The sequence below is a fragment of the Aureibaculum flavum genome, assembly GCF_016406085.1.
Lineage (GTDB): Bacteria > Bacteroidota > Bacteroidia > Flavobacteriales > Flavobacteriaceae > Aureibaculum > Aureibaculum flavum.
Genome location: NZ_JAEHFJ010000001.1, coordinates 117,106 through 142,573 on the forward strand (window position 1 = coordinate 117,106; position 25,468 = coordinate 142,573).

Here is a 25,468-nt window from a genome sequence, read left to right on the forward strand (position 1 = left end):
ATTTTTATAACAAGACGTCAATTGTTTGTGAAAGATGCAAAATCGAGCTTATTGAGCTGCATAATAATATTCCGAATTTTCCAAAAATGATTTAAATGGAATTATCTCATTATAATAATGCACCTTATCTTTTATAATAAAACGACCTTCTTTCGTATTCCAATCCAAAATAACACTTTTAAAAGTTATTATTGAGCTTAAGCTGTAAATATCATATAAGTGTTTCAAAACCTCACTTACAGCATCCATATTTTCAAATTGATCATCCTTTGAAATAAATTCTTCAATAATTTTAAAATCTGATTTACTTATATCTTTAAATTTTTTTTCAAGCAAATAGGGTAACGTCTCTTTGTTTTTTATCTTTTTAACCATAGTATTAATAAAACTATGCAGAAAAACATTATCATCATTATTTTCCAAAAAACTATACGTTAATAAGTCTCCCTTTTTAAATAAACCCAGTGGAATTAATTTAAGATTCAATTGTGTCTCAGTACCTTTTTGTGGAATCATTGCTTCTATATAAAAGCAACTATACTTTAATAATGGAATACTGGAAAGCTCTGGAAGAAAATCCTTAATACCGAAATTATTTGGCAAAACCTGATTCAAATTACGATTTGAAGATAAGCTTCTATTGAAATAACGATTTACCATATTTTTCAACAACGTATATTCATTATTTTTGTCTTTATATGCCCCAACGACAGCTTTCAAATAGAATCTATTAATTTCTAAATAGCCATTCTTAGTATCATTAATCAACACATTGGAATTCATTTTATCTGACCATTCCTCCCACTCTTGCCATCCTTTATTATCTATAAAGTTTTCAATCTTGCCATTATACCCCTCAAGATCATAGGTATCTAAAACCTGTTGCCATAATTTAATTTCTAAAGATTCTTTCTGCTGGGAATGAACTGAATTATAAAAAAACAAAATAAATAGTATACTCAACGAGAATTGGAATTGTTTAAATTTTTCCATAATATTTTCTTATAAACCACTCTAAACTTAAACTCAATAACGTCAGTGCCAACAGCCATTGCCAATCAATTAATGATTGTATTTTCTCTTTACTTTTCTGAATAATTTTATACCTATGGTCACTCGTCAATTTATCAAACAATTTTTCATATTTATCTATATGTGTAAAATCACCACCTGAAGAAGTTGCCAAAAGTTTTAAATCTTTTGTATTAGCGGTTGATAACTGCTGTTCAATATCGAATGGTAAAATTAAAAAACTACCATATTTAATGCTACTTTTATCCTCTGTTTGTACAGAAAAGCTATAATCACCTGGTCTTAAATCTTTAAATAATACTTCATAATGATTCCCCATTAACGTAAATGGTATTTTAGCAGTTTCTTTTGTAGCCTTATTGGTTGCCGTTAAAACTAAACTTCCCTCTTTGTCAAAAACATAGGTAGCATCAAAATATTGAGCTTTAATAACGACATCTTGATTTGCATAATAAAAAGGAGCGTACTCAATCTCTAATCGATCATATTTTCTTGTTGATGATAAATATTGGACTAACTTATTAAAGAAATTATCAAACTTCTTAAATGAATTATCCTCCACATGTTTTTGCATTCTCCATTTCCAGATATCACTACCTAATAATATTGCCCCTCTTCTATCATCTAAAGAATACGTTGCCAATAAAGGGTTTTTAGTTTCAAAATTTGAAATACGTTGAAAAAGAATTGTTTTATGTGGTACTTTAAATTTCAGTTCTCCAAAATATCCTTTCAACGGCGTTAGGTCTGCAAACTGAATATCTTCATTAATAAATTCATCATAATTTTCATTAAAAATAGGTACAAAACTTTCTATTTTTGACACATATTTTTTTGTAAAAAAAGGTTGAGCACTATTTAAAAAATTCCATTGAGTTGCTGCACCTGTTATTACAAAAACATTGGCTTTAACTGCTTCAATATCTTTAAATATTTTTTTAAACTTATTGTTTGGTTGATATAATATAATTAATTGATAGTCTTTGTATTGAATATTTTTATTTAGATTATTTTCTACAACAACCTCATGCTGTTTGTTAGAAGATATAGACCTACTTATCATACCTATATCTGGATGATTAACAGCACTTAAAACTAAAATTTTAGCTTGCTCATTTACAACTTCTAAGCTAAAATTTTTATTATTATTAATTGTATTTTTTTCATTATTTAGGGGTGATATGGCACACCTATAATTCTGTATTCCTATATGGTTGGCTCCTAAATTAAATTGAACTTTCTGAGAAGAATTCTCACTAGAAAAATTTAATACTTTTCTAAAAATCACCTTACCATTTTGCGATACTGTAAAGTTTTGTTTTACATTTTCACTTCCATCATAATTGACAAAAATCTCTACAGGGAAATTATTATTAAGATTAGCGTATGAATTTACATTTACCTGAGTGATTTTTAAATCATCGTATTGCAAAGTGTCACCAACCACTACGGAATAAATAGGGTGTTTCGCCTTATAATAGGCGTAATTTGATCCTTGTGTTTGATTTCCATCGGTAATTAAAATAGTTGGGGCAACAATTTCCTTATGCAGTGCTTGAAGCTCTTGCAACGGCTTTACGATATTCGTTTCCGAAATATTAAAAGCAAAACTATCTTGCTCTTTTAATATATCTGAAAAGGCATAAAAATTAATATCAAACTTTTCGTTAAGAGCCTTGTTCCCTTTAATTTCAGAAACAAATGATGCCACTTTTTCTTCTGCCTTGGCATATGCTATAGAAGTAGAATTATCTACCAACACATTTAATACAGGTTGAACATTTTCGATTACATTCGATTTAATCTTTGGATTTATCAATAGAACCAACAAAGAAAAAACAGATAAGAATCGCAAAAAGGTTAATACAATATTAGTTCTACTGCGATCTTTGTTCTTATAATAATACTGAAAAAAAGCCATCATTAAAGCAATGATGGCGGCTAGAAGTATTAAAAAAATAGTGTTTGATGACACCGATTTTAATTATTAGTTATTTAAAAGTATTGAATATGCTATTAATGTAATTAAAACGCCACTTATGTTAGCATTCCGCCATCAACATTCAACGTTTGACCTGTGATGTAACTAGACATATCAGAAGCTAAAAAGACACATGCATTAGCAATATCTTCTGGCGTTCCTCCACGTTTCAATGGAATACCTTCTCTCCATCCCTTTACAGTCTCTTCCGGTAACGCTGCTGTCATTTCTGTTTCAATAAACCCTGGAGCTATAGCATTACAACGTATATTTCTAGAACCTAATTCAAGAGCAACGGACTTTGTAAAACCTAAAATTCCTGCTTTTGATGCTGCGTAATTTGATTGTCCCGCATTACCTTTTACTCCAACGACAGAACTCATGTTTATAATTGACCCCGAACGCTTCTTCATCATAGGCTTTATAACTGCCTTAGTCAAATTAAAAACTGACTTTAGGTTTACTTCAATTACTTTATCGAAATCTTCTTCAGAGATACGTAGCAAGAGATTATCTTTAGTAATACCTGCATTATTTATTAAGACATCTATAGTACCAAACTCACTAATAACATCAGCGGCTAATTGTTGAGCGGCATCAAAGTTTGCAGCATTTGACTGAAAACCTTTAGCTTTTACACCATAAGATTGTAATTCCTTCTCTAATGCATTGGCAGCTTCAACTGAAGCGTTGTACGTAAACGCTATATTAGAACCTTGTTTTGCAAAAACTTCAGCGATACCTTTTCCTATACCTCGTGAGGCTCCTGTAATTAATGTAGTTTTATTTTCTAGTAGTTTCATTTAAATATTTTTATAACATTCAAATATAAGAAAATACTTTAGCTTGAAATAAAAAAACCATCATCTAAATAGATTAGACAATGGTTTTTCTTAGAATAAATATTGTTATTGCTTTACAGGCGTTATTTTATAATTAAATAAATAATCTACATCAAGCTCTGTAACTTTACCTAACTTCTTCAAGTCCTCTACATTTAAATCTTTTTTATTACCAATTACCAATGTGGTATATTTCTTTCCTTTAATATTCGTGTTAAAGAAATTAGACAAATCTTTTAAAGTAATATTTTGTACTTCATTATAAATTTCCTCTCTATTATCATAATCTAAACCTCTATTCTTTAATCTTTCGTAGCTCCAAAAAATATTAGATTTGGTAATACGTTCCGCTGCAATTTGTTTTAACACAGCTTCTTTAGCGGAATTAAACTGCTTATCTGCTTCTGGCATATTATTCATTAATTCTAACATAGCATCAACCGCTTGAGGCAACTTATTCGCTTGCGTACCTACATAACCATAAATATAATTAGAATCACCTTTTTTGTTTGCATCTGAATATGCTGCAAAAGCAGAATAAGCTAATGATTTAGATTCTCTAATTTCTTGAAAAACAATAGACGACAAACCACTGCCAAAGTAAGAATTAAAAACCCTGGATAAGGCCAATTCTTTTGGATCAAACTGCTTTCCTTTAGAAAGAAAAATCAATTCAGATTGTACCATATCATAATCTGTAAAATAGACTTGGTCTCCTGTTTCTTTTTCAACGTACTCAATGGGTTTTGGATACTCTTTCAAATTTTCAGGTACGATATGAGCGGTATTCATGGCTACAACAGTAGCATCTACATCTTTACCATAATAAAATACACGTTGCTTATAATTTTTTAAGTCTTTTAATAAGTTTACCAAATCCGTTGGACTAATTGCATACAACTCCTCAGCTGTGTATATATTTCTTAAACGAGAATTTTCACCATACTTAGCGTAGCTGTACAATCCATTCCATAGGATATTTCCTTTTTGAGTTTTACTATCTACCCTATCTTTTAATATCTTTTCTACATACTTCTTATACGTTTCTTCATTCGCTTCTGAATGATCCCATAAGTCTTCTAACAAACCTAAACCTTTATCTAGGTTTTCATTTAATCCTGATATATAAACATAAGATTTATCCCCTTGTGCTTGTACTCCGTAAGATACTCCAAGTTTATAAAATTCTTTTTTAAGATTTTCTGGTGACAACTTCTCCGTTCCTAAAAAATCTAAATAACCAACAGCTAATGACAATTGTTTATTACTATCACTTCCCATATCAAAAATAATATTCAAGTCAAAAAGGTCATTATTTTTGTTCTCTACGTAATCAACATTTATTCCACTGGATAGGGATGTATGTTTTATTTCATTTTTGTAATCGACAAATCTTGGTTTTAAATCCTGTGATACTTCAGTATTAAATTGCTTTACATAATCAGATTGCATATCTCTATTTACTTCTATAGGTGTAATACCAGGGTTTTCAACTTTTACAATTGACTTATCTTCACCTTTACGCTTATAAGTAAGCACATAATTATTAGTATAGAAATTATTTGCAAAATCAACCAATTGTTGCTTTGAAATCTTTTTAAGATCGTCTAAAAACTTTACTTTGTTAGCCCAATCTTCATGATGTATAAAAGCATCATAGTACATTGAAGCTAATGCACTATTATTTTCGTATTGCCTTGTTCTACTTAATTTTAAATCATTTACCACAGCCTCAATCATCCATTCTTCGAATTCACCTTTTTTTAATTTTTCAATTTGTTCTAAAAGTAAATCTTTTACTTCATCTAATGTCTGCCCTTCTTTAGGGCTACCTGTAAATGAATGATAGCCATAATCATTTAAAAAAGTTGGTGAACAACTTGCATTTTGAACAGCCTGTTTTTGATTTAAGTTTAAGTCAATTAAACCTGCTTCTCCGTTTGCCAAAATCATATCGGCAAGCGTCATTAATTTCTCCTCTTCGGTTCCTACTCCTTGAGATCGAAAGGCTACAGAAACACTTTCTGATGTTGGCCCAAACACTTCATTAACAATAGGAGAAGTTATAGGGTCTTCTTTAGGTAAAGTGGGATGAGTAACCTCTTTATTTTCTAATTTCCCAAAAGTCTTATTAACATTTTTAATCGTTTCTTCAAAATCTATATCACCAACCAATATCAATGCCATATTATTTGGGACATAATACGTATTAAAATAGTTGTGAATAGCAATCATGGAAGGATTTTTTAAATGCTCTGCCGTTCCAATAGTCGATTGTTGACCATAAGGATGATTTGGAAACAATCCCTTTAACATGGATGCATAAACTTTTCTATAATCATTATCTTGACCTCTATTAAACTCTTCGAAAACAGCTTCAAGTTCTGTATGAAATAAACGCAACACCAATTGACTGAATCGCTCTCCTTCTAAGTTTAACCATTTATTCAACTCATTAGAAGGAATTTTATTATGATAGACCGTTTCCTCAAACCAAGTATGTGCATTTGTACCTTGTGCACCAATAGAAGCAGTCATCTTATCATATTCATTCGCTATCGCAAATTTTGAAGCTTCCTAAAGAAACACTATCAATTTTCCTATAAACGTCCTTTTTCTTATCAGCGTCCGTTTCAGCTTTATGCTCCTCATATAAATCTGAAATTTGAGATAAATATTCTTGTTCTGTTTTCCAATCAGCCGTTCCAAACTCTTCTGTTCCTTTAAACAGCATATGCTCTAGATAATGAGCTAAGCCTGTAGTCTCTTTGGGGTCATAATTTGAACCCGCTCTTACCGCAATGTACGTTTGTATTTTAGGTTCGTCTGTATTTTTACTTAAATAAACTTTTAATCCATTTTCTAAGGTATATAAGCGTAACCCAGTCGGATCGTTACTAACTGTTTCGTAATTAAAATTGTTGGCATCCGTTTGTTTTTCAGCAGTATAATCGCCTTTTTCACTTGAATTACCTTTACAACCAATTAATACAGTTAAAAAAGCAAACATAAATAAAAGATGTATTCTTCTCATTTTAAAAATTTTAGTTTGTTGAATGTGTTTCCCAAATATACTCAATAGTATTAATTAGAATTAAAAATTTAACATAAACAGCCTAATTTTAACGATTTACGTGTCACAATTTATAAAAAATCATAAAAAAAGCCTGTTTGAGATATTCAAACAGGCTTTTATATATTTTAACTGGAATAATTTTAGAGCACTCCTAAAACTTCCGCAACTTTTAATCCAATTTCAGCTGGAGAATCCACAACGTGAATACCATTTTCTGCCAAAATTTTCATTTTAGCTTGAGCAGTATCATCACTTCCTCCAACAATAGCACCTGCGTGCCCCATAGTTCTTCCTTTAGGAGCAGTTTGCCCTGCAATAAATCCGATTACCGGCTTTCTATTACCATCTGCTTTAATCCATCTCGCAGCATCAGCTTCTAATTGACCTCCAATTTCACCAATCATAACTATACATTCAGTTTCATCATCATTCATCAATAATTCAACTGCCTCTTTAGTTGTTGTACCAATAATTGGATCTCCACCTATACCAATTGCTGTTGTAATACCTAAACCTTGTTTTACAACTTGATCTGCTGCCTCATAAGTTAAAGTACCTGATTTAGATATAATACCTACTTTACCTTTTTTAAACACAAAGCCTGGCATAATACCTACTTTAGCTTCACCTGGAGTTATAACACCTGGACAGTTAGGGCCAATTAATCTACAATCTCTATCTTGGATATACGCCTTTACTTTTACCATATCTGCAACAGGAATTCCTTCCGTAATACAAATAATTACTTTTATTCCCGCTTCGGCAGCTTCCATAATTGCGTCCGCAGCAAAAGCTGGCGGTACAAAAATGATACTGGTATCAGCATTTGCTTTTGCGACTGCTTCTGAAACTGTATTATAAACAGGTCTATCTAAATGTTTTTGCCCTCCTTTACCTGGAGTTACACCACCAACTACATTGGTACCATATTCTATCATTTGAGTAGCATGAAATGTACCCTCACTACCTGTAAATCCTTGGACAATTACTTTTGAATCTTTATTTACTAAAACGCTCATTTTTAGTTATTGGTTATTAATTATTATATCAATTGCTTCAAATTCTTTAACACAAAAGTAATTCTTACAACTAACTTTAAAAAATTATTAGGATTAAATATTATTTACTTTACTAATTAGTTCGGGTAACAACCTTATTCCTGCCAATTCTCTGTATTTCTTCCTTGCCTCGTCACATGGTGATCCAAAATAAGATTTACCACCTTCTAAATCTCCGCCCACACCAGATTGTGCATAAACAATTGCTTTCTTCCCTATAGTAATTCCACTAATAACACCTACTTGGCCCCATAAGGTAACTTCATCTTCTAAAACAGTACAACCTGCTATACCAACATGCGAAGCTATCAAACACTTTTTTCCAATTACAGTGTCATGTGCAATTTGAACCTGATTATCAATTTTTGTTCCTTCCTTGATATGTGTATTACCTGTAACCCCTCTATCAATGGTACATGAAGCTCCAATATCTACATTATCTTCAATAATTATACTTCCACAGGATATTAATTTATCAAATCCCGTTTCCCTATTTTTATAATAAAATGCATCTGAACCCAAAATAGTACCCGCATGTATAGTAACGTTATTACCAATAGTACAACCGTCATAAATGACAACATTGGGATGGATAAGGCAGTTTTTACCAATTATTACATTATTACCTAAAAACACATTCGGTTGAATAATTGTTCCCTCACCTATTACTGCCGTTTCTGAAATAGCTTTATCTGCTTTTTGAAAAGGATTAAAATATTTGGCAAGCTTACTGAAGTCGCGAAAAGGATCGTCAGATATCAATAACGCTTTTCCTTCTGGACAAGCGACATTTTTATTAATTAAAACTACGGATGCCGCAGAATTTAATGCCTTATCATAATATTTAGGATGGTCTACAAATACAATGTCACCTTCTTCAACAACATGAATTTCATTCATTCCTAAAATAGGAAAATTAGAATCACCAACAAACTCACTATTAATGATTTGTGATATTTCTTTTAAAGTATAAGTTTTAGAGAATTTCATGTGAAAAATTTAATTCATCAGTTTAAAAGAACCTATTATACCTTCAAAGGTTTCCTCATATTTATTCAGTTTCTCTAATAAAGTCCATGTCATAATCATATATACATTTTCTTTACCTTCAACATATCCCATAACATACCCAATATCTTGACCATCCAAACTTCCCTTCATCATAATCTGTCTTGCATCTAAACCTCCAATTTCTGTCAAATTATAAGGAATGACTTGTTTATTTGTCAAGCCCTCTGTAATAAAATTTGTTTGAGCTCTGCTATAATTATCAATAAAAGGTATGGCTTCATCATACTCATTATACTCCTTAAAAGAATCAATGAAGTCTTGCTTATTTTCGTAAATAACAATCGTATACGTTTCCTTAAATATATTGGCGTATTGCAAAGAAGCATCATCATTCAAATTACTTAACGTCTTCATGTAACTTGGTAAAGATAATTCGAACAAACTATCAGTTACGACCTCATTATATTCAGAAGGGTCTAATTTTTCTACTGTAGCATTTGAACCTGCATTGACAACGCCTTTTATTATCTCTTTACAAGAAAACAAACTCAATAATATAAAAACGACAACTAATTTCTTCATGCTTCTTAATTCGTCACTCTTTCTTGATAGGTACCTTTATCTGTTTCAATTTTTATTTTGTCTCCTTCATTAATAAATAAAGGAACGTTTACACTTGCTCCGGTCTCTACAGTTGCTGGTTTTGTAGCATTGGTAGCCGTATTACCTTTCACACCAGGTTCTGTTTGAGTAACCTCTAATATAACACTTGCTGGCATCTCTACTGAAAGTGGTAATTCATCTTCTGCACGAACTACAATTGTTACTGTTTCTCCTTCTTTCATCAAATCGGGACTGTCTAAAATATCTTTTTGAAGAGCAATTTGAGAATAATCATCATTGTTCATAAAATGATATGTAGTATCTCCCTCTCTATATAGATATTGATATTTACGCGTTTCTACACGTACTTCTTCTATTTTATGTCCAGCAGAAAAGGTGTTATCCAACGTTCTTCCAGTGGTTAAACTTTTCATTTTAGTTCGCACAAAAGCAGGGCCTTTACCTGGTTTTACGTGTTGAAATTCTGTTATTTTAAAAGTATCATTATTATATACGATACATAATCCTTTTTTTATATCTGATGTAGTTGCCATAAATTTTATTAATTATTACTAAAATATCCCTTCATAATTCCACGTTGAGAATCTCTTATAAATTGAAGAATCTCATCTCTTTCTGGGGTTGCTTCCATTTCTGCCTCAATAATTTGAGCCCCTTGCGAATTATTATAATTTTTTTGATATAATATTCTATAAATATTCTGAATTTCTCTAATTTTTTCTGAACTAAAACCTCTTCGACGTAGTCCTACAGAATTTATACCAACATAAGAAAGAGGTTCTCTTGCTGCCTTTACAAAAGGAGGAACGTCTTTACGAACTAACGATCCACCAGTAACAAAAGCATGTTGACCAACAGAAACAAATTGATGTACTGCAACCAACCCTGCCAATATCACATTATCACCTATAGTAACATGACCTGCTAATGTAGAATTATTAGAAAAGATACAGTTATCGCCGATCAAACAATCATGAGCAATATGGCAATATGCCATAATTAAACAATTTTCACCTATAACCGTTTTCATTCTATCAGATGTACCTTTATTAATGGTAGCACATTCTCTAATTGTAGTATTGTCACCAATAACTACGGTAGTTTCCTCTCCTTGATACTTTAAATCTTGTGGAATTGCAGAGATTACTGAACCTGGAAAAATATTACAATTTTTTCCAATTCTGGCTCCTTCCATAATAGTGACATTTGAACCAATCCATGTTCCGGAACCAATTGTAACATTATTATGAATAGTTGTAAAAGGTTCTACAACAACATTTTTGGCAATTTTAGCCCCTGGATGAATATAAGCGAGTGGTTGGTTCATAATTACTCCGTTCTTTTTACAATTTGTGCCATAAGTTGTGCTTCTACTACTAATTTATTATTAGCATATCCATAGGCTTGCATATGGCAAATACCTCTTCGTATTGGTGAAATTAGTTCTGCTTTAAATATAAGTGTATCTCCTGGTAATACTTTTCGTTTGAATTTAACATTATCCATTTTCATGAAATATGTTAAATAGTTCTCAGGATCAGGCACTGTGCTTAACACTAAAATACCACCTGTTTGAGCCATAGCCTCAATTTGTAACACTCCTGGCATTACTGGTGCTCCCGGAAAATGTCCCACAAAAAAATGCTCATTCATTGTAACATTCTTTACACCAACTACTGTTTTATCAGTCAATTCTAAAATCCTATCTATTAATAAAAATGGTGGCCTATGAGGTAAAATATCCATTATTTGATGAATATCCATCAAAGGCGGCTCATTTAGATCAAATTTAGGAACATTATTTCGTTTTTCAATTTTAATAATTTTTGATAGTTTCTTAGCAAACTGGGTATTTACGCCATGCCCTGGTTTGTTTGCTATAACCTTACCTCTTATTTTTACACCAACCAAAGCTAAATCGCCTATGACGTCTAAAAGTTTATGTCTTGCGGCTTCATTTGGATAATGTAAGGTCAAATTATCAAGAATTCCATTAGGTTTAATAGCTATTGCTTCTTTATTAAATGCCTTTCTTAATTTTTCCATTGTTTCAGGAGAAATTTCATTATCAACATAGACAATAGCATTATTTAAATCGCCTCCTTTAATTAAATTGTTATCTAATAACATTTCAATTTCATGTAAGAAACTAAAAGTTCTTGCAGAAGATATCTCCGCTTTAAAGTCCGTTATTTTCTTTAAAGTTGCATTTTGAGTTCCTAAAACCTTAGTCCCAAAATCAACCATCGCAGTAACCTCATAATGATCTGCTGGCATTAAAATAATCTCACTACCTGTAGTTTCATCCTTATATGAAACTATATCTTTTACTATATACTCTTCAACTTCAGCCTCTTGTTCTTGTAAGCCTGCTTTTTCTAACGCTTCAATAAAAAACCAAGAAGAACCATCCATTATAGGTGGCTCTGGAGAATCTAATTCTATACAAATATTATCAATTCCCAATCCAACAACTGCAGCTAAAACATGCTCACTTGTTTGGATTTTCACTCCATTTTTCTCAATGTTTGTACCACGTTGTGTGTCCACAACATATTCTGCTCTTGCTTCTATAACAGGACTTCCTTCTAAATCAACTCTAGTAAAAGCAAAACCATAATTTTCTGGAGCAGGTTTAAACGTTAAATTAACCTGTTTACCAGTATGAAGACCTACACCTGAAAGTGAAATCTCTTTTTTTATTGTTTTTTGTTTATTGCTCATTAATTTCTTTTTGTGCATTTAACATTTTTTCTAACTCATCTATTCTATCCATTAATTTAGATAGATTTTTAAAATGTACATAAGATTTATTATAGTCTGCATAGGGTAATGCAGGACTTCCTTGTACTACTTCGTTATCTTTTAAATTTCTACCAATGCCTGACTGAGCTTGTATACTCACGTTATCACCTATTTTAAGATGCCCAACGATACCTACTTGCCCTCCAATTTTACAATTTTTTCCAATTTTAGTAGAACCCGCAATCCCTGTTTGAGCTGCAATTACAGTGTTCTCATCAATTTCTACATTGTGAGCAATCTGAATTTGATTGTCTAACTTCACTCCGTTTCTTATAATTGTTGATCCTAAAGTCGCTCTATCAATAGTACTCCCAGAGCCTATTTCAACGTTATCTTCAAGAATTACATTACCTGTTTGTGGAATTTTACTGTACACACCCTTCGCATCTGGGGCAAAACCGAATCCATCACAACCTATGACTACTCCAGGATGAATAATACAATGTTTACCAATTACAGTTTCAGAGTTAATCTTTGAACCAGCAAATAGCATACTTCCTTCTCCTATAGTAACATTATCACCTATAAATACATTGGGATAAATTTTGACATAGTCTTCTATAACCACATTATTACCTATATAAGCAAACGCACCTATATATACCTCTTTACCTAGTTTGGCAGAATCACTAATAAAATTTGGTCTTTCAATACCTGTTTTATTCAATTTTACCTGATTGTAAAACTCTAATAATTTTGAAAAAGCTTTATAAGAATCTTCAACCATAATTAAAGTTGCGTTTATATCCTTTTCAGGCACAAAACTCTTATTTACTATAGCTATCGATGCATTTGTTGAATATAAAAATGAAGTATATTTAGGATTTGACAAAAAAGTCAACGACCCTTTACCCCCCTCTTCTATTTTTGAAAGTTTATAAACTTCAACTAAAGGATTACCTTTTATCTCCCCATGAAGTATTTCTGAGATTTGCTGTGCTGTAAATTTCATTGTTGCAAAAATATAAAAAAAGATTAACGATATGCTAAATATAAATTATGTTTTCAGTTTAATACAAAACTACGATTTGGGGTAATAGACAAAATGTTTAATTACCGGCTTGGTTAACGCCAATAAATTCATATGGTCAGAAGCATCTGTCAAATCTTTTATTTGCCCATTTTTATACAAAATACTTATAGAATCGTGATGTAAATAATAAGCTTGATTTTTAATGATACCTGTATCTGTAAAATAATGTTTTTCACATGTACCAGATGTACTCACTAATGTAACTTTTTCTTTTATAAGCTGAAGTTGTTCCTCAGAAAATTCATCATCTTGAATGATAATTTTGGGTAATTTTCTATCCAAAATTGAAGTACATAAAGATGATAAAATGAAATCTTCATTACCTCTCCATTCCTTTAAAGCCATAATTACATCGTAGTCATCAATCTGTGAAAAGTAGTTAAGTTTACTTTCATCAAATTTCATATTTTCATCAGCCTCTAAAAAAAACTTTAACGGCTTGCTACAGGGTAAAATTGTACCGTTTAAAATTAAACTCTTAGCTCTTTTTAATATTTTAACCAACAAGTAATCAGCAACTAAACTTGTCTTATGTAAATAAACCATCCAATACATTAAACGTCTAGCTACTATAAATTTTTCTACTGAATAAATGCCTTTTTCTTCTACAACCAAATTATCATCTACAACGGTTAACATAGAGATTATTCTTTCAGAATTGATATTCCCTTCTGTTACTCCTGTATAAAAACTATCGCGTTTTAAATAGTCCAATCTATCGACATCTAGCTGACTAGAAATTAACTGATGTAAAAATTTTCTATGGTAATTTCCTTTAAATATTTTAATAGCTAAACTCAACTTTCCTTGAAACTCATAATTGAGTTTCTCCATAAAAATTATAGAAATGTCTTCGTGCTTAATACTTGTTACCAAACTATGCTCTAAGGTATGAGAAAAAGGACCATGACCAATATCGTGCAATAAAATGGCAATTAGAAGTGCCTCTTCTTCCTCTTTAGAAATGGCAATAGCTTTATTTTTTAATATAGTTATCGTTTTATCCATCAAGTGCATTGCTCCTATAGCATGTTCAAAACGCGTATGATGTGCCCCGGGATAAACATAAGATGACAAACCCATTTGAGAAATCCGTCTTAACCTCTGAAAATAAGGATGTTCAATAATATCAAAAATTAATTCACTCGGAATGTTTATAAATCCGTAAATTGGGTCGTTAAAAATTTTAAATTTGTTCAATTGAATTTTTTTAAAATTACAACACAAAAATAGACGTTTAATATTTAATCATTATATAAAAGGAATGAATGCAATCAAAATACTTTGGGTAGACGATGAAATTGAATTATTAAAACCACACTTATTATTTTTAGAGAAGAAAAATTATGACGTAAGTACATGTAATAATGGTGCTGAAGCTATTGAATGTGTAGATGATGGCAATTTTGATGTTGTTTTTTTAGATGAAAACATGCCCGGTTTATCTGGAATTGAAACGCTTACTAAGATAAAAGCAAAATTACCAAACCTTCCAATTGTAATGATTACAAAAAGTGAAGAAGAGTATATTATGGAAGAGGCTATTGGCTCTAAAATAGCTGATTACTTGATAAAACCGGTAAACCCGAATCAAATATTATTGAGTTTAAAGAAAAATTTGGACCATTCGCGATTGGTTTCTGAAAAAACCACTTCTACTTACCAACAAGAATTTAGGCAAATATCTCTAGACCTGGCTATGGTAAATACTTATGATGAGTGGATTGACCTGTATAAAAAGTTAGTTCATTGGGAAATTCAATTGGAGTCAATTGATGACCCAGGAATGATTGAGATACTTGAAAGTCAGAAAGAAGAAGCAAATTCTCAATTCTTTAAATTTATTCAGAAAAATTACCAAGGATGGTTTGAAGGTGAAGAAAAGCCTTTGCTTTCACATAATTTATTTGAGGAAATTATAGTTCCTCAAATAAAAAAAGAAAAAACTTTACTAATAGTTATTGATAATTTACGTTTCGATCAATTACGTGTATTAGAACCCATCATTAATAATTATTATAAGAAAGAGGAAGAAATTTCTTTTTTCAGTATCTTACCTACTGCGACACAATATGCTAGAAACGCAATATTCTCAGGGTTAACCCCTTTAGAAATGTCTAAGAAACATCCTAACTATTGGAAAAATGATACGGATGAAGGAGGAAAAAATCTATTTGAAAATGAATTTTTAGAAGCTCAACTGAAACGTTTAAAATTAGACATTAAGCATGAGTACTTTAAGATTACAAGCATGCCAAAAGGACGTGACTTAGCCGCAAATTTCAAATCAATAAAAGACAATGACTTAACCGTTATTGTGTATAACTTTGTTGACATGCTCTCGCACTCTCGAACTGAAATGGAAATGATAAAAGAGTTAGCCAGTGATGATAAAGCATATCGCTCTTTAACCTTAAGTTGGTTTAAAAACTCTCCATTATTAGAAATGATTCAAAAAGCCCAAGAATACGGTCTTAAATTAATCATTACTACAGATCATGGAACCATAAACACTAAAAAACCCTCAAAAATTGTTGGCGAAAAAAGTATCAGTTCAAATTTACGTTACAAAACAGGAAGAAGCTTAACGTATACGGATAAAGAAGTTTACGCGGTAAAAAACCCAGAAGACATCCAGTTACCTTCAATTCACATGAGTAGTTCTTTTGTTTTTGCCAAAGAAGACTACTTCTTCGCTTATCCTAATAATTACAATCATTTTGTCAAATACTATAAAAACACATATCAACATGGAGGTGTTAGTTTAGAAGAAATGATTATACCTTGTATAATAATGGACCCAAAGTAATTATTGACCTTTATCAGTATAATAAGCCCTCTAATTTTAATTAAAAAATAATATTAGAGGGCTTATCATTATTAATTCTTTTATAAACCTGATAAAAATCAGTAATTATTAACAAATATTCTGTCTTTGTTATCAAATTTTGAATAATTCTTAACAATTATTCGTTATAAAATCCCCAAATTTGTGCTCTAATTTTACAATAAATGAAAAAGCATAATTTTAGTGCAGGACCTTCTATTTTACCACAAGAAGTTTTGCAAAAAGCCTCAGAAGCAATATTAAATTTTAATGATGAAAATTTATCATTAATAGAAATCTCACATAGAAGCCCAGCCTTTGTTGCGGTAATGGAAAAAGCCAGCAATCTCGTTTTGGAGTTGCTAAACCTTGAAAACAAAGGTTATTCAGCATTGTTTTTACAAGGTGGTGCAAGTTTAGAATTTTTAATGACTCCATATAACCTAATGAAAGAGGGTGGAAAAGCCGCTTATTTAGATACAGGAGCTTGGAGTTCAAAAGCAATCAAAGAAGCAAAATTGTTTGGTGATGTAGCAATAGTTGCATCTTCTAAAGATAAAAATTACAATTACATTCCAAAAGGCTTTGAAATACCAGCTGATGCTGATTACTTTCATTGCACAAGTAATAACACCATTTATGGTACCCAAATGAAATCATTTCCGAAAAGCAATAGCCTACTCGTTTGTGATATGAGTTCGGATATCTTTTCTCGTTCTTTAGATTTTTCTCAATTTGATTTAATCTATGCTGGAGCTCAAAAAAACATGGGACCAGCTGGAGCTACTTTAGTTGTAGTAAAAGATGAAGTTTTAGGAAAAACCGGACGCAAAATACCTTCAATGTTAGATTATCAAATACATATTTCTAAAGACAGTATGTTTAATACCCCTCCTGTTTTTGCTGTTTATGTATCTATGCTAACATTACAATGGTTAAAAGATTCGGGTGGTGTTGCTGGAATTGAAAAAATAAACAACGCCAAAGCTGCATTATTATATGATGAAATTGATAGCAACCCTTTATTTAAAGGTGTCGCAGAAAAAGAAGATAGATCTAACATGAATGCTACCTTTGTTTTAACGGATGAAACCTTAAAAGACAAATTTGATGCACTATGTAAAGCTGCTGGCCTAAGTGGTATCAATGGTCACAGATCAGTTGGTGGTTATAGAGCGAGTATGTATAATGCCCTACCTTTAGAAAGTGTACAGGCCTTAGTAAATGTAATGAAAGAATTAAATAAATAAAAACAAGTAGATGATAGTATTAGCAAATGACGGAATTGCACAAAGTGGTGTTATAGCATTAGAAAATGCAGGTTATAAAGTAGATTTAACTACAGTAGCTCAAGATCAATTAATTGATTACATAAATACAAATAAAGTGGCCGTTTTATTGGTTAGAAGTGCAACTACTGTACGTAAAAACCTTATAGACGCCTGTCCTTCTTTAAAAATAATAGGCCGTGGCGGTGTTGGTATGGATAATATTGATGTAGAATATGCGAGAGAAAAAGGACTTAAAGTCATTAATACACCAGCAGCATCTTCTCATTCAGTAGCAGAGCTCGTTTTTGCTCACCTTTTTGGTATGGTTCGTTTCTTACACGACTCGAACAGAAATATGCCATTAGAAGGAGATTCAAAATTTAAAGATTTAAAAAAGGCATATGCCAAGGGTGTAGAATTAAAAGGAAAAACCTTAGGTGTTTTAGGCTTTGGTCGTATTGGACAAGCTACTGCAAAAATTGCTTTAGGAGTTGGAATGAAAGTTGTGGCATTTGACCCTTTTCTAGAATCAGCTGATTTAGAATTAGATTTTTATGATGGACAACGTCTAAATTTCAAAATAGATACAATTTCAAAAGAAGAAGTATTAAAACAATCAGATTTTATTACACTACATGTTCCTGCACAAGACGAGTATGTTATATCTACTAAGGAATTTGACCTAATGAAAGACAAAGCTTGTATTGTTAATGCGGCACGTGGTGGTGTTATTGATGAAATTGCTTTGGTTGAAGCTATTGATAAGGGAAAAATTTCACAAGCTGCTTTAGATGTTTTTGAAAAAGAGCCTATGCCAGAAATTCAATTATTAATGAATCCAAATATTTCATTAACACCTCATATTGGTGCTGCTACGAATGAAGCTCAAGAAAGAATTGGAAGTGAATTGGCGGAACAGATTATTGCTATTTTAGGGTAATCATATCTTTTTTATTTAAAATTTTTCATAATTAAATTACTCCTTATTTTAAGGAGTAATTTAATTATAGTTATTTAAAAATATTTATATGAGCATTTCTGAAAATCTTAAAAAAATTAAACAAAGCCTACCTGCTCAGGTAGCATTGGTTGCTGTTTCTAAAACGAAACCAAATTCAGCTATTCTAGAAGCCTACAGTACTGGACAACGTATTTTTGGAGAGAATAGAATTCAAGAAATGGTTGATAAATATGATGCTTTGCCAAAAGATATTGAATGGCATATGATTGGTCATTTACAGCGAAACAAGGTAAAGTATATGGCCCATTTTGTTAAGCTTATTCACGGTGTTGACAGTTTTAAAACCCTTCAAGAAATTAACAAACAAGCAAAAAAACATAATAGGGTAATTCATTGCTTATTACAAGCCAGAATAGCAGAAGAAGATACTAAGTTTGGTTTACCATTTACCGAAATTGAAGAAATATTATCTTCAAAAGAACTTGAAGCATTAGAAAATATATCAATTACGGGTTTAATGGGTATGGCAACATTTACCGATAATATAGAGCAAATTAAAGCTGAGTTTTCCAAAATAAAAACCCTCTTTGAAAAATTAAAAACCGATCATAAAGAATTTACTTCTTTATCTATTGGTATGAGTGGCGATTACAAACTTGCCATTGAATGTGGAAGTACAATGGTCAGAGTTGGTAGTGCAATATTTGGCACTAGAAACTAAAAAAAATTAACCATCAATGCGTTTTATAAATGCATCTTTATAGTTCAATCCAATAGGTATTCTTTTATCATCGATTACAATTCTATTTCGTTGTACTGATTTAATATGCTTTAATGACACTATAAATGACCTATGGACTCTAATAAAATTAGCTGTAGATAATTTTTCTTCAAATATTTTCAAACTGTTTAAGGTTAAAATAGGTTTAGAATTTATGTTTGTATAAATTTTTACATAATCCTTTAAACCTTCTATATAAAGAATACTCTTTAGATTGACCTTAACATTTTCATAATCGGATTTTACAAAAATAAATTCTGGAGGTGCTGAATTTTTAATCACTACGTCCTTTTTTGAATCATTTTTTAAACTAAAAAGGTCTTGTGCTCTATTTACTGCTTTAATAAATCTATGAAAAGGTATTGGTTTTACTAAATAATCAACTGCATTTAAATTAAAACCTTCCAACGCATAATGTGAATAGGCAGTCGTAAAAATAAATAGCGGTTTTACTTCCAATGATTTAATAAACTCAACACCTGAAAAATCAGGCATTTCAATATCTGTAAATATTAAATCTATTTGGCTAGATTTTATTGTTTCCGTTGCTTCCATTGCATTTGAACAACTATTTTCCAATTGTAAAAAGGGAACCTTTGAAACAAAATCTTCTAATAACTCTATAGCTAGTGGCTCATCATCAATAATTAAACAACGCATCATTTTCTTTTTAATTTTAAAGTTAAAAAAACACGAAAGTGATTATTTTCATCCGTTATAATTAACTCATGATTATTAGGGTATAATAAATTTAATCTGTTTTTTATATTATGTAATCCTACTCCAGAATTATGTTCATTCTTTTTACGTAATGAAGAAATATGATTGATAACTTCAAAAATTAAATGCTCACCTTCAACGGTCATTTTAATTCTAATATCAGTTTTACCTGTAAAATCAGTTCCATACTTAAAGGCATTTTCAATAAATGAAATCAATAATAATGGCTCTATCTTATGGTCTAAACTACCATGCATATTAAAACGTACTCCAATAGAATCTTTAATCCTTAAGGTCTGTAAGGATATATAGTTTTTGATATAATTTAATTCATCTTCTAAAGGAACTAAAGCTCTATCTGTTTCATAAATCATGTATCTCATTAATTCAGATAATGTTATAATTGCTTCACTAGTATCATCAGATTTTTTGTTAGCCAATGCATAAATACTATTTAAAGAATTGAATAAAAAATGAGGATTTAATTGTGCCTTTAGAAAAGATAATTCAGTATTGACTTTTTCTGATTGCATCAACACCTTTTGTTTTTCGTTTTTATACCATTCCAAGGCGAGTCTAATACTAGTACCAATGGCAAAGAACAATAAAATTGTTATCAATTTTGAGAATCGAACAAAAAACGGAGGTAATTTTCGCTCTACCAACAACCTGTCAGACAAAAGATTAGGTCTAAAATTTTCAATAATTCGATCTGGCCTTAACTCACGTGAAACAAAATATACACTTATAGAAATTGAAAGTACGATAGCCACATAAATTAAAATCTTATGTTTTAATAAAAGTTTAGGAACAAGAATAAAATAGTTAAAATAAAATAAAAATAAGATTGTGAACCAAAAGACATAAACATTTGAAGGTATAAATTCAATTTGATAATAAACTTGACTTAAGCCAATGGCAAAAACAATCATCCATGCTAAAACATGGATTATTATTACATTTATGTATTTATGACCTTTAATCAAATTATAATATTAACGCGAAAAACAAAATTAGTAAACTAGTTGTACAGTGTAACATTTAAATGTTTTAAATCTTCAATGGTTATTGTTGGCAATTTATTTTTATCGAGTCTTTTAATCACTAATTTTGCGGTTTTATATGCATCATTTTTTGTAAAAAAAGGATGGTTTCCCTTTACAGCTGGAATATAATTTTGCTTAATAAATAATTTATCCTGTTGTAAAATGTTGTACCCCCAACCTTGATCCACTTTAAAAGTCTCTATAGAATATAGTTTTGATGAGGCATCAAAATTATTATTTTTCTTGACAATAAAGACAATTAAAGTTGTTAATAAAATAACAAAACCGATTATAAAAAATTTCTTTTTCATTTACTAAAAATAACAAAGGAGTAAGTTATAATTATAAACCTACCCCTTTTAAATAATTAATCTATATTAACTTAAACATTATTCTATTTTTTTAATCATCTTCATCAACTTCTTCTAAGGGTTTAAACTCCCAAATATCATCGAAGTAATAGCTTCCACTTTTTCCCATTGTTATAAATGCTCTATCCCCAAAGTTAAATCCAGATGCATCTTCACGGCCACTTCCTTCAAAACTTGCTAACTCATCCCAAGTATCATCACTAGGGTCATACTCCCAAACATCTTGTGTATAATTACCAGAAACATAATACCCTTTACCATCCAATGTAAATCCTACAGATCCACTTCTTGTAATTGAGTATTCATCCTCCTCATCTAAATCTGTCAATTTTGTCCATACTTCTGTATCACCATCAAATACATAAAAATCTTCTTCATAAATTCCATTATGAATACCTGTTCCTAAATAAACTTTATTTCCAATAGTAAAAGTAGCTGCATCTTTTCTTTTTGAACCGCTGTATCCAACAGATTGTTCCCATGAATCAGCAACATCATTATATTTGTAAAAATCTTTCAATTCACTACCATCATACCCCGTTCCTATATAACCATTACCTGAAACTGAAAACCCAATTGCACCATATCGTTCAGTTCCTATAAAATCAGCTCTAGGCTCCCAAGTATTCGATGTAGCATCGTAGGCCCAAAAATCGTTTAATTTATCATCACCATCATATCCAGTACCTAAATAACCAACTCCATTTAACTCAAAACCAACAGCCCCACTACGAGCAGTACCTGGAAAATCAGCTTTCTGAACCCAATAATTACCTTCAGCTGAATATTCCCATACATCAACTAAATAATCATCTCCATCATAACCAGTTGCTAAATATCCTTTGTTACCTATTACAAACGAAACTGCATTTGCCCGAGCATCGCCATCAAAGTCAGAGCTTTCAATCCAATTTCCATAATCATCATCATCATCGTCTGAACAGCCGATAGTTATCATAAAAAGCATAAAGAACATGCTTTTAAAAATCATTTTTGTTAATTTCATATTTATTATATTTATAATTATATTAATGCTTAAGTAGCTTCTAGCATTACTTTCTGAAGCAAAAGTATAACCAAAGGTTTTAATTAAAATTATAAAATAGATGAACACTCACTTTTCATCTACTAACTGATAATACTTACATACCAATCATTAAAATCATTGATTTACAGTGTTTTAACAAAATTTTAGCTTTTTAGTCGATACAAATACGCACTTAATCTATTTTGTAGAACTTATACATTATGATTGAGATACTTTTGCTCAAAATTGAAAGCTAAATGAGATATTATACGATTGGTTTACTGTGTTTATTACTACTTTCTATATCATGTGAAAGTGATAATGCAACCTATGAAATAGGGGAAGATTTTGTTGATAACAACCTAAAGGTTAAGTTGGTTGATACATTGACCATAAATAGTTCAACCATAGTTTTTGATTCAATTGTTACATCAGGTACAGAAAGAATATTATTAGGTACTATTAATGATGATGACTTAGGTAATATCACTTCAAAAAGTTTTTTTCAAGTAGGCAACAGCTCTATAACTATTGATGATGATGCTGAATATGACTCTATTGCCTTAGTTCTATATTATGATACCTATTATTATGGAGATACTACTAAAGTACAAACATTTAATGTACATAGAATCAATGAAACATTTGAACCAAACAACGATGATGACGATGACGATGATACTAATTTTTACAACTCTTCTTCCTTAACTTATGATGATGATGCTTTAGGAACTTTAAGTTTTTACCCTAAACCCATAGATGCAGAACATGATTCATTATATATTAAACTCAGTTACGAGTTTGGATTAGATTTATTTGATAAAATACAGAATGATGAAATTGAAGACAATGATGATTTTACAGATTATTTAAAAGGATTAGCGATAATTCCCGAAATTAATAATAGCTCATTTCTAGGCTTTAGTTTTTCTTCAACTGAGACCTTTAATAATTCAGCTTTAAGAATTTATTATACTATTGACGACGATGATGATGAAAACAATGATTACTATAAAGAATTTTATATTACAAGTTCAGCGAATCAGTTTAACAATATATCCTATGATAAAGAAAACTCCATTTTAAATGATATTGTAGACAGCGAAAGCTCCTTGTCTAGCAGTGAAACCAATAATTCAACTTTTATACAATCAGGTACTGGTATTTGTACCAAAATTGAAATATCAAATTTAAAAGAATTATTAAGACTTGAAGAAAACAGCACCCTCTTAGAAGCCATATTAAAAATAGTACCCAGTAAAAGTAGTTACAACAGTAAAACTAAATTGAGTGAATCTATAAGTGCCTATATTATAGATAGTAAAAACAGATATGTTAGTCAACTTTTTGATTCAGACTCAAACACTTTATATGCCACACTTCAAAATGAAGATGACGAGTTTAATAATAATACCTATTACACGTTAGATTTAACTTCGTTTGTCGAAAGTATAGTAACTACAGACTATGATAACAACTATTCTATAATGTTACTATTACCTGATTCTGACAAAACTATAGATAAATTAAAATTAGACGATTTCTCTAGTTCTGAAAACTTCAAAATGGAATTAGCGATAACATATCTCACCTATTAAAATGATCATGATAAAAAAAATTATAATTATATTAACTATCGGTTTATCAAGTATGGTTAGTGCACAAAACGACACAAGCTCTCCGTATTCATTATATGGGTTAGGCGTAGAAAACACCACTTACTTTAATCGTTTTACTTCTCTGGGGAACTCAGGTATCGCCTATAGAGATCCGTATTCATTAAACAATACCAACCCTGCTTATCTTGCTGATATTGGTAATAATACTTTCTTATATGAATTAGGTGTTAACGGTGTAATGTCAAACAATGAAACAAGTTCTATTCATGAAAAAACCTATGACTTTAATTTTTCACATTTAGCATTAGCCTTTCCTATTAAAAAAGGCTGGGGTTTAAGTTTTGGATTATTACCCTACACAAAAGTCGGATATCAAGTAGATATAAGCGAAAATATAATTGGGTCAACTAGCAATTATGTTACCAATATTACAGGATCTGGCGGGTTAAATAAAGTCTTTATTAGTAATGGTTTAAAGTTAAATAAAAACATAAACGTTGGAGTAGACATGTCTTTTCTTTTTGGTACAATTACTCAAGAAAAATGGGTGTATACAAGTAATTCAAGTGCATATTTAGAAAATTCAAGTTATTATAATGGCTTTGATGCTAAATTTGGTATACACTATACTAATTATAAATTACTCAAAGGAACAACTTTAGGAGCTACATTAGATTTACCTACTAATTTAAGTGGTAAAAATACTCTTAATGCTTATAAAGTTCTTTCAAACTCCAGTCAAGTTACCTTCGAAGATGAAGAAGAAACAGATTTAGATAACTTTCAATTACCCGTAAAACTTGGTATAGGAATTAGTAGTAGAATTAATAAAAATATCACATTCAATTTTGATTATAAGAAAAACTTTTGGTCAGATACTAGCCAAAAAGATAATATTGGAGCATATACCAATCAAGATATTTATGCCTTAGGCTTAGAATATGGAAAATCAAACAATGAAAGTTTCTTTTGGAATAACGTAAAATATAGATTAGGTTTTAACTACGATTCAGGTTTCTTGCGTTTGTCAAATAATAATATAGATAACTATTTTGGCACTATTGGACTTGGTATGCCTTTGTCAGCTACAAATAGCTCAATGCTGAACCTTTCTTATAGTTACGGAAAACAAGGTACTACAGATAATAGTTTAATTCTTGAAAACTACCATAAACTAACATTAAATATAAGTTTAAATGCTATTTGGTTCAAAAAGAAAAAAATATTTTAAATGTATTTTGAAATTACTTTTTTATAAAGAACATTTTACTTTATACATTTAATTGATAGTATTTATGATTATGAATACTATCAATTAAACGGTCTTCGCACTAATCTAATTTTCGGATTTGATTAGTTTTGAAATTCTTGTTTAAAATCTAT

21 protein-coding genes and 1 pseudogene are annotated in these 25,468 nt (G+C 30.6%); 6 read left to right on the forward strand and 16 right to left on the reverse strand.

What is annotated here, in order from left to right:
- Positions 1-48: 48 nt before the first annotated feature.
- The 12 genes and pseudogenes from JBL43_RS00495 to JBL43_RS00550 all read right to left on the reverse strand — a co-directional run bounded on the left by JBL43_RS00495 (position 49) and on the right by JBL43_RS00550 (position 14,662).
- The gene (locus JBL43_RS00495) at positions 49-993 is read right to left on the reverse strand and encodes a hypothetical protein (RefSeq protein ID WP_198839543.1); all 945 of its coding nucleotides are present in this window, start codon (positions 991-993) and stop codon (positions 49-51) included.
- Positions 980-3,007: a VWA domain-containing protein gene (locus tag JBL43_RS00500; protein ID WP_198839544.1), complete on the reverse strand. Its 2,028-nt coding sequence runs from the start codon at positions 3,005-3,007 to the stop codon at positions 980-982. Before JBL43_RS00500 ends, JBL43_RS00495 begins: the two co-directional genes overlap by 14 nt.
- 62 nt (positions 3,008-3,069) lie before the next feature.
- Positions 3,070-3,816 (reverse strand): 3-oxoacyl-[acyl-carrier-protein] reductase, encoded by a 747-nt coding sequence (fabG, locus tag JBL43_RS00505; protein ID WP_198839545.1) that lies wholly within the window; start codon positions 3,814-3,816, stop codon positions 3,070-3,072.
- Between the two features lie 105 nt (positions 3,817-3,921).
- Positions 3,922-6,889 (reverse strand): annotated as a pseudogene (locus tag JBL43_RS00510) (M16 family metallopeptidase).
- Positions 6,890-7,071: 182 nt separating this feature from the next.
- Positions 7,072-7,950, reverse strand: coding sequence for a succinate--CoA ligase subunit alpha (sucD, locus tag JBL43_RS00515; RefSeq protein ID WP_198839546.1), 879 nt, complete (start codon positions 7,948-7,950; stop codon positions 7,072-7,074).
- Between the two features lie 93 nt (positions 7,951-8,043).
- The gene (locus JBL43_RS00520) at positions 8,044-8,979 is read right to left on the reverse strand and encodes a UDP-3-O-(3-hydroxymyristoyl)glucosamine N-acyltransferase (RefSeq protein ID WP_198839547.1); all 936 of its coding nucleotides are present in this window, start codon (positions 8,977-8,979) and stop codon (positions 8,044-8,046) included.
- 9 nt (positions 8,980-8,988) lie between these two features.
- A complete protein-coding gene (locus tag JBL43_RS00525; protein ID WP_198839548.1) occupies positions 8,989-9,582 on the reverse strand; it encodes a hypothetical protein in 594 nt (197 codons plus the stop codon).
- Positions 9,583-9,587: 5 nt separating this feature from the next.
- Positions 9,588-10,157, reverse strand: coding sequence for an elongation factor P (efp, locus tag JBL43_RS00530; RefSeq protein WP_198839549.1), 570 nt, complete (start codon positions 10,155-10,157; stop codon positions 9,588-9,590).
- 8 nt (positions 10,158-10,165) lie between these two features.
- Positions 10,166-10,951 carry an acyl-ACP--UDP-N-acetylglucosamine O-acyltransferase gene (gene lpxA, locus JBL43_RS00535; protein ID WP_117882714.1) on the reverse strand — a complete coding sequence of 262 codons (786 nt, stop codon included), beginning with the start codon at positions 10,949-10,951 and terminating at the stop codon, positions 10,166-10,168.
- A gap of 2 nt (positions 10,952-10,953) precedes the next feature.
- Positions 10,954-12,348, reverse strand: a complete 1,395-nt coding sequence (locus JBL43_RS00540; protein ID WP_198839550.1) for a bifunctional UDP-3-O-[3-hydroxymyristoyl] N-acetylglucosamine deacetylase/3-hydroxyacyl-ACP dehydratase — start codon at positions 12,346-12,348, stop codon at positions 10,954-10,956.
- A complete protein-coding gene (gene lpxD / locus JBL43_RS00545) occupies positions 12,338-13,381 on the reverse strand; it encodes a UDP-3-O-(3-hydroxymyristoyl)glucosamine N-acyltransferase (protein WP_198839551.1) in 1,044 nt (347 codons plus the stop codon). The genes JBL43_RS00540 and lpxD overlap by 11 nt, the downstream gene beginning before the upstream one ends.
- A 69-nt stretch (positions 13,382-13,450) precedes the next feature.
- Positions 13,451-14,662 carry an HD domain-containing protein gene (locus JBL43_RS00550; protein ID WP_233098640.1) on the reverse strand — a complete coding sequence of 404 codons (1,212 nt, stop codon included), beginning with the start codon at positions 14,660-14,662 and terminating at the stop codon, positions 13,451-13,453.
- 64 nt (positions 14,663-14,726) lie between these two features.
- Between JBL43_RS00550 and porX the strand changes: the two genes are divergently transcribed.
- The 4 genes from porX to JBL43_RS00570 all read left to right on the forward strand — a co-directional run bounded on the left by porX (position 14,727) and on the right by JBL43_RS00570 (position 19,242).
- Positions 14,727-16,271 (forward strand): T9SS response regulator signal transducer PorX, encoded by a 1,545-nt coding sequence (gene porX, locus JBL43_RS00555; RefSeq protein WP_198839552.1) that lies wholly within the window; start codon positions 14,727-14,729, stop codon positions 16,269-16,271.
- A 203-nt stretch (positions 16,272-16,474) separates the two neighbouring features.
- Positions 16,475-17,539, forward strand: coding sequence for a 3-phosphoserine/phosphohydroxythreonine transaminase (gene serC, locus JBL43_RS00560; RefSeq protein WP_198839553.1), 1,065 nt, complete (start codon positions 16,475-16,477; stop codon positions 17,537-17,539).
- Positions 17,540-17,549: 10 nt separating this feature from the next.
- Positions 17,550-18,500: a D-2-hydroxyacid dehydrogenase gene (locus JBL43_RS00565; protein ID WP_198839554.1), complete on the forward strand. Its 951-nt coding sequence runs from the start codon at positions 17,550-17,552 to the stop codon at positions 18,498-18,500.
- 88 nt (positions 18,501-18,588) lie between these two features.
- Positions 18,589-19,242 (forward strand): YggS family pyridoxal phosphate-dependent enzyme, encoded by a 654-nt coding sequence (locus tag JBL43_RS00570; RefSeq protein ID WP_198839555.1) that lies wholly within the window; start codon positions 18,589-18,591, stop codon positions 19,240-19,242.
- A 6-nt stretch (positions 19,243-19,248) separates the two neighbouring features.
- Here the strand turns inward: JBL43_RS00570 and JBL43_RS00575 are convergent, their stop codons facing one another.
- The 4 genes from JBL43_RS00575 to JBL43_RS00590 all read right to left on the reverse strand — a co-directional run bounded on the left by JBL43_RS00575 (position 19,249) and on the right by JBL43_RS00590 (position 22,445).
- Positions 19,249-19,965, reverse strand: coding sequence for a LytR/AlgR family response regulator transcription factor (locus JBL43_RS00575; RefSeq protein ID WP_317193427.1), 717 nt, complete (start codon positions 19,963-19,965; stop codon positions 19,249-19,251).
- Complete coding sequence (locus JBL43_RS00580) at positions 19,962-21,008, reverse strand: sensor histidine kinase (protein WP_198839556.1); 1,047 nt, start codon at positions 21,006-21,008, stop codon at positions 19,962-19,964. Before JBL43_RS00580 ends, JBL43_RS00575 begins: the two co-directional genes overlap by 4 nt.
- A 35-nt stretch (positions 21,009-21,043) precedes the next feature.
- Positions 21,044-21,379, reverse strand: a complete 336-nt coding sequence (locus JBL43_RS00585) for a DUF4907 domain-containing protein (RefSeq protein ID WP_198839557.1) — start codon at positions 21,377-21,379, stop codon at positions 21,044-21,046.
- Between the two features lie 91 nt (positions 21,380-21,470).
- Positions 21,471-22,445, reverse strand: a complete 975-nt coding sequence (locus JBL43_RS00590; protein ID WP_198839558.1) for a Kelch repeat-containing protein — start codon at positions 22,443-22,445, stop codon at positions 21,471-21,473.
- A 278-nt stretch (positions 22,446-22,723) separates the two neighbouring features.
- Between JBL43_RS00590 and JBL43_RS00595 the strand changes: the two genes are divergently transcribed.
- Complete coding sequence (locus tag JBL43_RS00595) at positions 22,724-24,064, forward strand: DUF4270 family protein (RefSeq protein ID WP_198839559.1); 1,341 nt, start codon at positions 22,724-22,726, stop codon at positions 24,062-24,064.
- 7 nt (positions 24,065-24,071) lie between these two features.
- Positions 24,072-25,316 carry a BamG family beta-barrel-assembly machinery protein gene (bamG, locus tag JBL43_RS00600; RefSeq protein ID WP_198839560.1) on the forward strand — a complete coding sequence of 415 codons (1,245 nt, stop codon included), beginning with the start codon at positions 24,072-24,074 and terminating at the stop codon, positions 25,314-25,316.
- The last annotated feature ends 152 nt before the right edge of the window (positions 25,317-25,468 follow it).

Excerpts from the sequence above, each read along its gene's own strand:
- sucD (WP_198839546.1), bottom strand. The coding sequence starts at position 7,950 with ATGAGCGTTTTAGTAAATAAAGATTCAAAAGTAATTGTCCAAGGATTT.
- efp (WP_198839549.1), bottom strand. The coding sequence starts at position 10,157 with ATGGCAACTACATCAGATATAAAAAAAGGATTATGTATCGTATATAAT.
- bamG (WP_198839560.1), top strand. The coding sequence starts at position 24,072 with ATGATAAAAAAAATTATAATTATATTAACTATCGGTTTATCAAGTATG.
- JBL43_RS00525 (WP_198839548.1), bottom strand. The coding sequence starts at position 9,582 with ATGAAGAAATTAGTTGTCGTTTTTATATTATTGAGTTTGTTTTCTTGT.
- JBL43_RS00570 (WP_198839555.1), top strand. The coding sequence starts at position 18,589 with ATGAGCATTTCTGAAAATCTTAAAAAAATTAAACAAAGCCTACCTGCT.
- JBL43_RS00520 (WP_198839547.1), bottom strand. The coding sequence starts at position 8,979 with ATGAAATTCTCTAAAACTTATACTTTAAAAGAAATATCACAAATCATT.
- JBL43_RS00585 (WP_198839557.1), bottom strand. The coding sequence starts at position 21,379 with ATGAAAAAGAAATTTTTTATAATCGGTTTTGTTATTTTATTAACAACT.
- JBL43_RS00575 (WP_317193427.1), bottom strand. The coding sequence starts at position 19,965 with ATGATGCGTTGTTTAATTATTGATGATGAGCCACTAGCTATAGAGTTA.
- porX (WP_198839552.1), top strand. The coding sequence starts at position 14,727 with ATGAATGCAATCAAAATACTTTGGGTAGACGATGAAATTGAATTATTA.
- JBL43_RS00595 (WP_198839559.1), top strand. The coding sequence starts at position 22,724 with ATGAGATATTATACGATTGGTTTACTGTGTTTATTACTACTTTCTATA.
- JBL43_RS00540 (WP_198839550.1), bottom strand. The coding sequence starts at position 12,348 with ATGAGCAATAAACAAAAAACAATAAAAAAAGAGATTTCACTTTCAGGT.
- JBL43_RS00590 (WP_198839558.1), bottom strand. The coding sequence starts at position 22,445 with ATGAAATTAACAAAAATGATTTTTAAAAGCATGTTCTTTATGCTTTTT.
- serC (WP_198839553.1), top strand. The coding sequence starts at position 16,475 with ATGAAAAAGCATAATTTTAGTGCAGGACCTTCTATTTTACCACAAGAA.
- JBL43_RS00495 (WP_198839543.1), bottom strand. The coding sequence starts at position 993 with ATGGAAAAATTTAAACAATTCCAATTCTCGTTGAGTATACTATTTATT.
- fabG (WP_198839545.1), bottom strand. The coding sequence starts at position 3,816 with ATGAAACTACTAGAAAATAAAACTACATTAATTACAGGAGCCTCACGA.
- JBL43_RS00565 (WP_198839554.1), top strand. The coding sequence starts at position 17,550 with ATGATAGTATTAGCAAATGACGGAATTGCACAAAGTGGTGTTATAGCA.
- lpxD (WP_198839551.1), bottom strand. The coding sequence starts at position 13,381 with ATGAAATTTACAGCACAGCAAATCTCAGAAATACTTCATGGGGAGATA.
- lpxA (WP_117882714.1), bottom strand. The coding sequence starts at position 10,951 with ATGAACCAACCACTCGCTTATATTCATCCAGGGGCTAAAATTGCCAAA.